Source organism: Catenuloplanes niger, from assembly GCF_031458255.1.
Lineage (GTDB): Bacteria > Actinomycetota > Actinomycetes > Mycobacteriales > Micromonosporaceae > Catenuloplanes > Catenuloplanes niger.
In genome coordinates this window covers 40,873-52,519 of the sequence record NZ_JAVDYC010000001.1, presented here as the reverse complement: position 1 = coordinate 52,519, position 11,647 = coordinate 40,873, and the positions used below count along the sequence as shown (strand labels likewise).

Here is an 11,647-nt window from a genome sequence, read left to right as displayed (position 1 = left end):
CCCCGTCCGACACGACACCCACCCGCCGCCCGGAGAGAAACCGTGACGACCATGACCGCACCGCACGACCCGTACCACGCCGCCCGGTCCGAGCTCGCCTCGCTGCGCACGCAGGTCACCGGCGTGAAGGGCAGCATCATCTCCGGCGTGGACGGGCTGCTGGTGCTGCACGACCTGCTGACCCAGGCGGAACCGCACGACCTGGCCGCGCTCGCCGCCGCCGCGTACGGCATCGGGCGCACCTGCGGCGCCGCGCTGAACCAGGGCAACTTCAGCGAGTGCACGGTCCGCAGCCAGGGTGGTTACTTCGCGGTCTACGCGATCGGCGACCTCGCGCTGCTGGCGGTGCTCGGCGACGACGGGCTGAACGTGGCCCGGCTGCACATCGAGGCGCGTGCGGTCGCCGCCCGGTTGTCCACGCAGCTCAGCGCGCAGGCGATGCAGCAGAACCTGCTCTGAGGCGACCCGGGTTTTCATGCGCTTGTGCGCATAACGTAACGAACTCTTGACGTAGCGTGTCTGGCCCGATTGCATCGAGATGGCTCTGTGCGATGCGGCACGGAACCGTCGGGAGGTGCTTAGTGGTCAACCTGATTCTGGGGAACTGTCCCGGTTCGTGGGGAGTGCGGTGGGCGGGGCCGGAGCCGCGTCCGCCGTGGCGCCGCTTCCTGGACGAGCTGGCCGACGCCGGCTACGGCTGGCTGGAGCTGGGTCCGTACGGCTATCTGCCGACCGACCCCGGGTGTCTCAACGACGAGCTGGCCCGCCGCGGTCTGCGGGTCTGCGCCGGTACCGTGCACGGCTGCGGCGGTCTGCACCGGCCGGACGAGTTCGGTGATCTCCTGGCCCGCACCCGGCGCGCGGCCGAGCTGGCCGCCGCGACCGGTGCGCACCACCTCGTGCTGGTGCCGGTCCCCGGCTACCGGGACGAGTTCACCGGTGCGTGGGCCGAACCGGACAAGCTCGACGACGACGGCTGGCGGGTGCTGGTCCGCGCCGCGAACGAGCTGGGCAAGCACGTGCTGGGGGAGTACGGGCTGACGCTGTGCTTCCAGCCGCACGCGGACACCTACGTGGAGACCGGCGGACAGATCGGCCGGTTCCTGGCCGAGACGGATCCGGCGTACGTGTCGCTGTGCCTGGACACCGGCCATCACGCCTACGCCGGCGGCGACCCGGCCGGGCTGATCGCGGAGGTGCCGGACCGGGTCGGCTGTGTGCACGTCAAGCAGATCGATCCACGGCTGGCGATCCGCGCGCAGCGGGAGTCGCTCGCCTTCGGCCAGGCGGTCATGCTCGGCGCGGCCTGCGAACCGCCGCACGGCCTGCCGGACCTGCCCCCGGTGATGGACGCGTTGCGCCGGCGCGGCCGGGACGTGTTCGTGGTGGTGGCGCACGAGCCGCCGCCCGGCACCGAGGCCCCGGCCGACGTCGCCGCCCGCACCCGCGAGTACCTGCTCACCTGCTAGTGCCCGTCTCGGAGGGGCCGGGGGCGTCCGCACCGGGCGGGACGCCTCCGGTCACGGGTGGACGGCGGGCAGGGAGATGTACTGGCCGTCGGCCGGGACCTTGATCCGCTCACGGATCCGGGTGCCGGTCACCATCAGGGTGGCCGTCAGGCCGGGTGTGCGCACGTCGAGCCGCGCGGGCATCCCGGCCGCGGTCAGCGTCAGGTCGAACGCGGTGTGCGGTGAGTCGGTGACCAGTTCGGCCCGGCGCAGCGCGGCGGTCAGCTCCGGTCCGGGCGTCCAGCCGGCCAGCCGGAGCCGGACACCGCCGTCCATGGTCCGCGCCACGACCGCCACTCGCGCGCCGGTCACGTCCAGCCAGACGAACGGATCGATCTCCGGCACCGGTACGGCCGCACCGCCCCGCCAGTAGTAGGTGTTGCGGTCGTCGCCGTCCAGCGCCACCCACTCGTACCCGCGGAAGGTCTTGGTCATCGAGTCGAGGTAGCGGACGCCGCCCGCGTCGACCACGCTGAGCGCGTCGATGATCCGGCCCTGGTCGCTGGCGGTGCCGTCCATCGACCAGATCGCGTCGACGCCGCCGAGCGTGCGCATCGTGCCGGTCCAGCGCACGGTCCGCTCCGGCAGTGCCACGTCGAACGACGCGCGGTACGACCCGTCGCGCAGCAGCTCGGCCGTGCGGTGGAACTCCGAGATCACCTGGGCCACGGTCGGGCCGGGCACGCGCGGCCCGGCACACCCGGCGAGCACGATCGCGCTCAGCAGGATCGCCGAGAACCACCGGAGCCGCACCCGCCGAGCGTAGCTCCCGTCACCCGCGGGGGCGATTGTGTCGGTTTCCGGGGCTCCTGACCTGCCCAAACAACGCAACGTGGCGCACACTCAACACGTGGTGAACTCTCGCCGCCCGGCCGTGCGCGCGGGCGTGCTCCTCCTGATCAGTTTGGGCCTCTGGGCCTGCGCGGGCTGTACCTCGACCGGCCCGGCCGACAAGAGCGAGGCCGAGGTGCCGGCCCGCCCGCACTGCACGCCGCTCTCCGGCGACCCGCTGCCGTCCATGTGCGCGCCGCACGGCCGCACCACCGGCACCGCCTCCGGCCGCGCCGCCGTGCCCGATCGGGCGGCCGCACCCGCGGCACCGCGCGAGGGCCGGGCCACGCGCGACGCCGGCCCGCCGCCGCCCTCGGACGCCACCCGGGACACCGGCGGGACCGTGCCGGCCACGGCGGACGAGCCGGTCTCGCCGGAACTGATGCCGGAGGCGCCGTTCTCCGCCTGGGGCGTGCCGGTCCCGTGGCAGCCGGAGGCGGAGGAGCCGGCCGGCTTCCCGCCGGTGGTGCTGGAACACGCGGCGGAGACCGTCCCGCCGGCCACCGAGGAACCGGCCGGCCGGTACGAGGAGACCGCGCCGCCCGGCCCGGCACCCACGCCGGCCGGCACCGCGCCGGGGACCGCCCTGGATGCCTGATCCGGTGCTGCCGACGCAGGCGACCGGACCCGCGGACGCCGGGCCACCGCCCGTCGCGGACCGGGCGACGGCCGCGGGAACGCCGGGTGCCGGCGGGCCACCGGCTGACGCGACGACGCGAGCCGGTGCGACGACGCGAGCCGGTGGGGGAATGCCGGCCGAGGCGGGAATGCCGGCCGGCGCGCCGGCACCGGCGGGGGAGAGCGTGCGGGCCGGTCTGCTGTGGGGCAGCGCGATGTGGCGGGTGGCCGGCACGGTCGCCACCCAGACCGCGCTGATCAGCTCGGTCCTCTACTACTTCGGCACGATCCGGTTGCGCGCCACGTTCGACTACTTCGGCGTGGACGCGACCGCGCTCGGCTTCTCCGTCGCCGACTACCTGATCCACAGCGTGAACGCCGCGTTCCAGCCGCTGATCTTCGCCGGGCTGGCCGCGCTGCCCGCGCTCACGCTGCACCGGCGGATCGTGGTGCCGGTGCTGCGCGGCACCGCGACGCCCCGGCGCGTGCGCTGGATCCGGCGCGTGGCGCGCGGCTGCCGTACCGCCGGGATCGTCGGTGGTGCGCTCGTCGTCGCCGGCCTGCTGGACCGGGGCCGCGTCGGCCAGCCACTCGGCATCGCCATGCCGCTGGTCCTGGCCGCGTCCGTCGCGCTGCTGGCCTACGGCCACGTGCTGCTGGACGACCCGGACCAGCCGGCGGAGGCGGCGATCCCGGTCCGGCTGCGCAGCCTGGCCCTGGTCGTGCTGGCCGTCACCGGACTGCTCTGGGCCACCGGCCTGTACGCGCAGCGGATCGGCCACGACTACGCCCGTTACCTGGCGGCGAACCTGGACTCGCGCCCCCGGGTGGTGCTCTACGCGCGGGAGCGGCTGGCGATCGCGGGGGACGGCGTCGCCTCGCAGGACCTCGGCGAGCAGGCCGGCCGGTACCGGATCCGCTACTGGAACCTGCGGCTGCTCGCCCAGCGCAACGACCTGCTCCTGCTGCTGCCCGACTCGTGGAGCCCGGGCGGCGGGCCGGTCTACGTGGTGCCGGCCGCGGACACCCGCCTCGACCTGACGGTGCCGCCCCGATAGGCTCCCCGACTCGTGACCTCTCGTACCAGTCTGCGGCTCGCCGCCGTCCTCATCGCACTCGTCCCGGCCGTGGCCGCCTGCGCCACCGGCCCCGAAGGAGCGGCCCCGGCGCCCTCCGCGTCCTCCGCGCCACCCGCCGCCCCGGCCGGCGCGGCCGAGGCGGCCCGCGTGGGTGCCGCGGACAGCGGATGCACGCTGCCCGTCTCGTTCGGCATCGCGGCGTCGTGGACGCCGAAGGCGGTGGACACCGCCGCGCTCGGCCCGGACCTGGCCGCGGCGCTCGGCAAGGGCGGCATGGTCCCGGTGTGCGAGATCGACGCCAAGCCGGCCGGTAACATCGGTTTCATCCGCGTCTACACCGGCGAGCACGGTGACCTGCGCGCCACGTTGACGTCCTTCGCGGGCCCGGGTGCGCAGGCGCCCGCGTTCACCGACCTGCAGATCGGCGGCAAGCCGGCCGTGGAGATCACCTACACCGTGAAGAGCGAGCTCGACGGTACGGTCGAGCAGGAGACCGCGTTCGCGGTGCCGACCTCGAGGGGCGTCGTCGCGGTCGCGCTGGAGGCGTTCGACGACGAGGAGCACGCGGCCATGCTCCCCGCGTACCAGCTGGCCAAGTCGAGCCTGACCGTCACCGGCTGATCAGCAGCGCCCCGTTCCCCAGGCGACGCACGCGTCGCGCGCCTGGGAACGGCTGCGCAGCTCCGCCGTACCCCCGCGGCTGCTCATGATCTTTCCGGTCTTGTTCCAGTGCCGGGAGAGCCCGTCGGAGGTGCCGGCCGGCGGGTGCAGATCGAGCGACGCGCCGGGGGCCAGCACCGCCGCCGAGGTGATCGGGTAGACGTGCGGGCCGGTCGAGACGGTGTGGCCGAACAGGTTGACCGCGTCCGTGCCGGTGTTCGTCACCCGGATCAGTTCCGGATCGGTGGCCCGGGCGGACAGCGCGACCGTGCCGGCCAGCGTGCGGCAGCCGACCACGCACGGGTAGAGGTCCTGCGCGCGCAGGTCACCCTGCGGATCGAACAGGTAGGCGCCGTCCCCGATCGCGTCCGCGTCCCACGACGGGTTCTCGAAGATCGGCTCGGACAGGCCCCAGTACTTGTGCGTGGCGGTGGAGACGCCGTGGCCGGTGTGCACGAAGATCGCGCCGCCGGACGGCACGTAGGTGCCGGGCCGGAACGTGTAGCGGCGCAGCCCGGAGTCGCGTACCCACCAGCCGGCGAGCGGGATGGCCGAACCGGAGTTGTTGCCGATCCGGATCCATTCGCCGTTGATGTTCTCCGAGTCCGCGCCGTCCGCGTCCGGGTTAACCCACACGTCCAGCGCCGCGGTCGGGTACGGTCCGGCGCCGCACCGGTCCCGGTCGTAGAGGTTCCGCGGGTCCCCCGCCGCGAGCTGCGCCGCCTGCCGGTACGACGCGTTCCACGCCATCTCGCCGCCGCTGCTCAGCATCCACATCGCGTGTCCCTCGCGGATCAGGATCTGTCCCGCGTCCCGCCACACGCCGTCGATCCGGACGGACATCGACCGCAGCGCCCGGCCGCGGGACTGGCTGCCCGGGTGCTGCGCGGTCAGCCGGACCAGGCCGCCGCTCCACCGGATCAGTTCCTCGAGCCGGGCGGTCGCGGCCAGCGCGTGACACTCGCCGCGCCGCTTCGCCGTGACGCTGGAGTAGACGTGCTGCTCCATGGCCTGCACGCCGATCAGCCGGATCGGCAGTGGCGTGCTCGTCCCGTCGCCGAACACGTCGACCGCGACGGTGTCGCCGTCCGACACGTGGTCGACCCGGCCCGCCCAGATCCGGCAGACCGGCCCGCCGCCGTCCGGGCGGCACGCTCCGGAGGCCGCGGTCGCGAGCTCGGCGAAGGCCGAGGTCGAGGCCGCAGCCTGGGCGGGAGCGGCGGGTGGTGCCACGAGCGCGGCGAGGAGCGCGATGGCGAGGAGTCTGCGTGGCATGGCGGCACCTTCGGCGCGCGGGCCGCCACGCTGATGGCGGTGCGGGAGCGGTCCGGTTGCGAGTCGCTAAGCTCAAGATCGTTTCGGTCCGCTGACAAGGAGCTCGGCTCATGGCGCGCGCGCGACTCACCCTCGACCCGGCGTTCACGATCGGTGCCGTCCGCCGGCGGCTGTTCGGCGGCTTCGTCGAGCACCTGGGCCGGCACATCTACGACGGCATCCACGAGCCGGGTCACCCGTCCGCCGGCCCGGACGGCTTCCGCCGCGACGTGGTCGAGCTGGTCAAGGAGCTGGGGGTGACCGCCATCCGGTACCCGGGCGGCAACTTCGTCTCCGGCTACAACTGGGAGGACGGCGTCGGCCCGGTCGCGGACCGCCCCCGTCGCCTCGACCTCGCCTGGCACTCCACCGAGACGAACCAGGTCGGCCTGCACGAGTTCCAGACCTGGCTCGACCTGGTCGGCTCCGAACTGATGCTGGCCGTCAACCTCGGCACCCGTGGTGCCAAGGAGGCGATCGAGCTGCTGGAGTACGCGAACCTCGCGACCGGCACCGCCCGTACCGACGCGCGGCGGGCCAACGGCCGCGCGGAGCCGTTCGGCATCCGGATGTGGTGCCTCGGCAACGAGATGGACGGGCCCTGGCAGCTCGGCCGGCGCGACGCCGAGGACTACGGCAAGCTCGCCTCTATGACCGCGAACGCGATGCGCCAGATCGACCCGGGTCTCGAACTGGTGGTCTGCGGCTCCTCCGCCCGCACCATGCCGACGTTCGGCTCCTGGGAGCGGACCGTCCTCGAGCACACGTACGACGAGGTCGACTACATCTCCTGCCACGCCTACTACGAGCCGGTCGACGGCGACTACGCGAGTTTCCTGGCGTCCGGCGCGGACATGGACGCGTTCATCGACGCGGTGGTGGCGACCGCGGACCACGTGCGCGCGGTCAAGCGCAGCGACAAGCGGATCGACATCTCGTTCGACGAGTGGAACGTATGGTACGCCTCCCGGTGGAACGCGATCGAGGACAACCTCCCGGTCGACCACTGGCCGGTCGCGCCGCGGCTGCTGGAGGACGTCTACTCGGTGGTCGACGCGGTCACCGTCGGCGGGCTGCTCATCTCGCTGCTCAACCACGCGGACCGGGTGACCTCGGCCAGCCTCGCGCAGCTCGTCAACGTCATCGGCCCGATCATGACCGAGCCCGGCGGCCCGGCCTGGCGGCAGACCACGTTCTTCCCGTTCTCGCTGACCTCCCGGCTGGCCCGGGGGGACGCGCTGCGCGTGCTGGTCGACGCGGACACCGTCACCACGGCCCGGCACGGCGACGTCCCGGTGGTGTCCGCCGCCGCCACGGCCGCCGGCGCCGGCATCTCCCTCTTCCTGCAGAACCGTCACCTCACCGAGCCGACGACGGTCACGGTCGACCTGCGCGGCTCCTCGGTCGCCACGGTCACCGCGCAGGGGATCTGGGACGACGACATCCACGCGGTCAACTCGCCGGCCGACCCGGACCGCGTGGGCCTGCGCACCAACGACTCGGCACAGCTGTCGGACGGCACGCTCACCGTCACGCTGCCGCCGGTCTCCTGGACCGCGGTCTCGCTCGCCTGACCCCGGCCCGGCCGGCACCGGGGCATCGGCCACCGGCCCGGCCGGGACCCCGTGGCGCCGGCCGCCGGCCGGCACCACGGCCGTGGTCAGCCGGGCAGTGGCACGGCGGCGCCGGTCACCGAGATGCCGACGGACGCGTCCCGCGGGATGTGCACGGTGAGCATGCTGGGGCGGCCCATGTCGTACCCCTGGTGGATCGTGATGGTGTCCGGGGCCGGCCCGAGCGATCGCAGGTAGCCGCCGAACGCGGCCGCGGCCGCGCCGGTGGCCGGGTCCTCGACGATGCCGCCGGGCGGGAACGGGTTGCGGGCGTGGAAGACGGTGTCCGACTCGCGGTGGACCAGCGTGATCGTGGTCCAGTCGTGGGCGGCCATCAGCGCGGCCAGTGTCCCCAGGTCGTAGTCGAGCTTCGCCAGCCGCGCCCGGGTGCGGGCGGCCAGCACCGGGTGCCACGCCCCGGCGAACGCGACGCGCGGCGGCAGCGCCGGATCGAGGTCGTCGCGGGACCAGCCGAGGATGTCCAGCAGCGTGTCCGGGTCCGCCAGGTCCGCGGTGCGCGGCGGGACGCTGACCAGCGTCGCGGTCCGGCCGGTGGTGGAGACCGGGACCAGCCCGGCGCGCGTGTGCAGGCGCAGCTGCCCGGCGCCGTGCCGGTCGGCGTGCGCGACCGCGGTGGCGATCGTCGCGTGGCCGCAGAACGGCACCTCGGCGAGCGGGCTGAAGTACCGCACGTCGTGCTCGCCGTCCGGGCGGGGGATCAGGAACGCGGTCTCGGAGTAACCGACCTCCGCGGCCACGGCCAGCATCTGTGCCTCGGTGGCCCCGGTGGCGTCGAGGACCACGCCGGCCGGGTTGCCACCGTGCGGGTCGTCGCTGAACGCGGTGTAACGAAGGATCTGCATGCCGCCGACGCTATGGCCGCCGGGAATCGCGGGTCGAGGTCCAATCCGCGGGTCGCGGCCCGTGGCCTACCGCTTCGGCGGGGGAGCGGTGCTGGAGCGTTCGACCAGCCGGGTCGGCACCAGCGTGGTGCCGGGGGCGGTGCCCTCGTGGCGGATCTGGCGCAGCACCATCTGCACGCACCGCCGTCCCATCTCCGCGAAGTCCTGGTGCACCGTGGTCAGCGGCGGCAGGAAGTTGCGGGACTCCGGGATGTCGTCGAAGCCGACCACGCTGATCTCGCCGGGCACCGACCGCCCGCGCTCGTGGAAGGCGCGCAGCAGGCCCAGCGCCATCTGGTCGTTGGAGGCGAACACCGCGGTGCAGTCCGGGTCGTCCGCCAGCAGCAGCCCGGCCGCGTAACCGGAGTCCGCCGACCAGTCGCCGATCAGCGGTGCCGGGACCGGCGCGCCCGCCTCGGTCAGCACGGACCGCCAGGCCGCGGCCCGCCGCTCGCTGGAGAACGACGACGACGGCCCGGTCACGTGGTGGACCGTGGAGTGGCCGAGCGCGAGCAGGTGACGCACGGCCGCGCGGGCGCCGTCGGCCTGGTCGGTGTCGACCACGGTGTAGGTGTCGCCGGCGTCGGAGTCGACCACCACCACCTGGACGCCCGGCGGGAGCGTGATCCGGGTCGTGTCCAGCAGGTGCACCTCCATGATCACGATGGCGCCGTCGACGGCCAGCTCGCCGAGCCGGGTGAACGCGCCGAGCACGCCGTCCTGGGTCGGCGCCGCGACCGGGATGATGGTGATCGCGTAGCCCTCCCGGGCCGCGTGGTTCGCGATCGCCTCGACCGTGCGGCTGTTGCCGGTGGTGGCCAGCGTGAACAGGATGACGCCGATGGTGCGGAACTCGCCGCGCTTGAGCGCCCGGGCCGCGCTGTTCGGCCGGTAGCCGAGCTCCTTCATGGCGGCGAGCACCTGGGCGCGGGTCGAGCCGACCACGCCGGGGTGGCCCGTCGAGACGCGCGAGACGGTCTGCGCCGACACGCCCGCCAGCCGGGCGACGTCGGCCATCGAGACCCCTCGTCTGCGCCGCTTGGGCGAGGTGCTCTCAGCATTCTCCGGGGTGAACAACCCTCACGCCTTCTCTTGACGAGCCGTAGACGTGGTGAAACTATCACCGCACGATGTTTACGTAAACATTGCGCTCCAGTGACGCCCGTTATCGGATCGAAACACCCGACCCCCGGTTGCGTGAGCACGGCTGAGCTGTATGTTTGCGCAAACATAGCAGTGTTGCTAGGGGGTACATGGGATGACTACGGCGCAAGCGGCGCTTCCGAAGCCGCGCCGTCGGCGATCGTGGACCGGGTGGCAGTTCGTGGGGCCGTTCATGGCCGTCTTCGCGCTGGTCTTCCTCGCTCCGATCGCATACTCGATCTACATCAGCCTGTTCAAGACCCGGCTGATCGGCGGTACCTCGTTCGTCGGCCTGGAGAACTACCAGCAGGCGCTGGCCGACCCGAACTTCTGGGACGGCCTGTTCCGGGTCGGGCTCTTCCTGGTCGTCCAGGTGCCGATCATGCTGGGCCTGGCGCTGCTGGCCGCGCTGGCCATCGACAGCGGGCGGCTGCACGGCGCGGGCTTCTTCCGCATCACGATCTTCCTGCCCTACGCGGTGCCGGCCGTGGTCGCCGCGATCATGTGGGGCTTCATGTACGGCAACCAGTTCGGCCTGGTCGGCAACATCAACGAGGCCTTCGGGGTCAACATCCCGGCGCCGCTGGGGCCGGACTGGATCCTCGCCAGCATCGGCAACATCGTGACCTGGGAGTTCGTCGGCTACAACATGCTGATCTTCTACAGCGCGCTGCGGGTCATCCCGGCCTCGCTGTACGAGGCGGCGGAGATCGACGGTGCCGGCCAGTTCCGGATCATCCGCTCTATCAAGCTGCCGGCCATCCGGGGCGCGCTGGTCATCGCCACGATCTTCTCCATCATCGGCAGCTTCCAGCTCTTCACCGAGCCGTCGATCCTGCAGAAGCTCGCGCCGAACGCGATCACCACGTTCTTCACGCCGAACTACTACGCGTACTCGCTGTCGTTCAACGGCCAGCAGTACAACTACTCGGCGACCATCGCGATCATCATGGGCCTGGTCACCATGATCATCGCCTACGTGATCCAGCTGCGCGGCATGCGGAAGGGGAGCTGAGCGATGACGACGCTCCAGGACGCACCGGCCACCACGCCGGCCGCGCCGAAGAAGGTCAAGAGGTACAGCACCAAGCCGCGCAAGAGCATCACGCTGACGCTGGCCACCGGCGTCATCCTGCTGTACAGCGTGGTGCCGCTGCTCTGGCTGGTCATCAACGCCACCAAGAGCCGCGAGGGGCTGACCGACTCGTTCGGCCTGTGGTTCGCGGACGGTGAGTTCCTGCTCTGGGACAACATCGTCAGCACGCTCACGTACGACGACGGGATCTTCGGTCGCTGGTTCCTCAACACGCTGCTGTACGTGCTGGCCGGCGCCGGTGGCGCCACGTTCCTGGCCGTGCTCGGCGGCTACGGCCTGGCGAAGTTCAACTTCCCCGGACGGGGTGGCGTCTTCGCGGTCGTGATCGGTGCGGTCGCGGTGCCCGGCACGGCGCTCGCGGTCCCCACGTTCCTGATGTTCAGTCAGATGGGCTTGACGGACACCCCCTGGGCGATCATCATCCCGTCACTGATCTCGCCGTTCGGGCTGTACCTGATGTGGACGTTCGCGAACGACGCGATCCCCACCGAGCTGCTCGAGGCGGCGCGGGTGGACGGGTCGGGCGAGTTCCGGACGTTCTTCCAGGTCGGCATCCCCCTGCTGGCCCCCGGCATCGTCACGGTTCTGCTCTTCACCACGGTCGCGACCTGGAACAATTACTTCCTGCCGTTGATCATGCTGAAGGACCCGGACTGGTACCCGCTGACGCTCGGTCTGAACGCGTGGAACGCGCAGGCGACGACGAACGGCGGCGAGGTCATCTTCCACCTGGTGATCACCGGATCCCTCCTGATGATCATCCCGCTGATCGCGGCGTTCCTGCTCCTCCAGCGCTACTGGCAGTCGGGTCTGGCCGCCGGCAGCGTCAAGGAATGACCGGCTCTCCACCGGTCGACTGACTTATCGGGCACCCAGTAGAAAT

At 72.3% G+C, this 11,647-nt stretch carries 12 protein-coding genes; 8 read left to right on the top strand and 4 right to left on the bottom strand.

Annotation, left to right across the window (positions count from 1 at the left end; all coding sequences use genetic code 11):
* Positions 1-51: 51 nt before the first annotated feature.
* Both J2S44_RS00230 and J2S44_RS00225 read left to right on the top strand, forming a co-directional pair.
* On the top strand, positions 52-459 hold the full coding sequence (locus tag J2S44_RS00230; RefSeq protein WP_307247936.1) for a roadblock/LC7 domain-containing protein: 408 nt from the start codon (positions 52-54) through the stop codon (positions 457-459).
* A gap of 122 nt (positions 460-581) precedes the next feature.
* Positions 582-1,469 carry a sugar phosphate isomerase/epimerase family protein gene (locus tag J2S44_RS00225; RefSeq protein ID WP_310407630.1) on the top strand — a complete coding sequence of 296 codons (888 nt, stop codon included), beginning with the start codon at positions 582-584 and terminating at the stop codon, positions 1,467-1,469.
* Positions 1,470-1,520: 51 nt separating this feature from the next.
* Here the strand turns inward: J2S44_RS00225 and J2S44_RS00220 are convergent, their stop codons facing one another.
* A complete protein-coding gene (locus J2S44_RS00220; protein ID WP_310407628.1) occupies positions 1,521-2,261 on the bottom strand; it encodes a hypothetical protein in 741 nt (246 codons plus the stop codon).
* Positions 2,262-2,358: 97 nt separating this feature from the next.
* Between J2S44_RS00220 and J2S44_RS00215 the strand changes: the two genes are divergently transcribed.
* The 3 genes from J2S44_RS00215 to J2S44_RS00205 all read left to right on the top strand — a co-directional run bounded on the left by J2S44_RS00215 (position 2,359) and on the right by J2S44_RS00205 (position 4,657).
* Positions 2,359-2,937, top strand: coding sequence for a hypothetical protein (locus J2S44_RS00215; RefSeq protein WP_310407626.1), 579 nt, complete (start codon positions 2,359-2,361; stop codon positions 2,935-2,937).
* A 151-nt stretch (positions 2,938-3,088) separates the two neighbouring features.
* The gene (locus tag J2S44_RS00210) at positions 3,089-4,015 is read left to right on the top strand and encodes a hypothetical protein (RefSeq protein WP_310407625.1); all 927 of its coding nucleotides are present in this window, start codon (positions 3,089-3,091) and stop codon (positions 4,013-4,015) included.
* Positions 4,016-4,027: 12 nt separating this feature from the next.
* Entirely contained in the window at positions 4,028-4,657 is a 630-nt protein-coding gene (locus J2S44_RS00205; protein WP_310407623.1) for a lipoprotein, read from the top strand.
* Here the strand turns inward: J2S44_RS00205 and J2S44_RS00200 are convergent, their stop codons facing one another.
* The gene (locus J2S44_RS00200; protein ID WP_310407621.1) at positions 4,658-5,971 is read right to left on the bottom strand and encodes a lamin tail domain-containing protein; all 1,314 of its coding nucleotides are present in this window, start codon (positions 5,969-5,971) and stop codon (positions 4,658-4,660) included. It lies immediately after the preceding gene.
* A 110-nt stretch (positions 5,972-6,081) separates the two neighbouring features.
* Between J2S44_RS00200 and arfA the strand changes: the two genes are divergently transcribed.
* A complete protein-coding gene (gene arfA / locus J2S44_RS00195; protein ID WP_310407620.1) occupies positions 6,082-7,584 on the top strand; it encodes an arabinosylfuranosidase ArfA in 1,503 nt (500 codons plus the stop codon).
* Between the two features lie 86 nt (positions 7,585-7,670).
* Here arfA and J2S44_RS00190 read toward each other — a convergent pair whose 3' ends face one another.
* Positions 7,671-8,486, bottom strand: a complete 816-nt coding sequence (locus J2S44_RS00190; protein ID WP_310407618.1) for a PhzF family protein — start codon at positions 8,484-8,486, stop codon at positions 7,671-7,673.
* Between the two features lie 66 nt (positions 8,487-8,552).
* The gene (locus tag J2S44_RS00185) at positions 8,553-9,542 is read right to left on the bottom strand and encodes a LacI family DNA-binding transcriptional regulator (protein ID WP_310407616.1); all 990 of its coding nucleotides are present in this window, start codon (positions 9,540-9,542) and stop codon (positions 8,553-8,555) included.
* A 319-nt stretch (positions 9,543-9,861) separates the two neighbouring features.
* On the opposite strand from J2S44_RS00185, the gene J2S44_RS00180 reads away from it, so the two are divergent.
* Together J2S44_RS00180 and J2S44_RS00175 are read left to right on the top strand one after the other, a co-directional pair.
* Complete coding sequence (locus J2S44_RS00180; protein WP_310407614.1) at positions 9,862-10,683, top strand: carbohydrate ABC transporter permease; 822 nt, start codon at positions 9,862-9,864, stop codon at positions 10,681-10,683.
* 3 nt (positions 10,684-10,686) lie between these two features.
* Positions 10,687-11,601, top strand: a complete 915-nt coding sequence (locus J2S44_RS00175) for a carbohydrate ABC transporter permease (protein WP_310407613.1) — start codon at positions 10,687-10,689, stop codon at positions 11,599-11,601.
* The last annotated feature ends 46 nt before the right edge of the window (positions 11,602-11,647 follow it).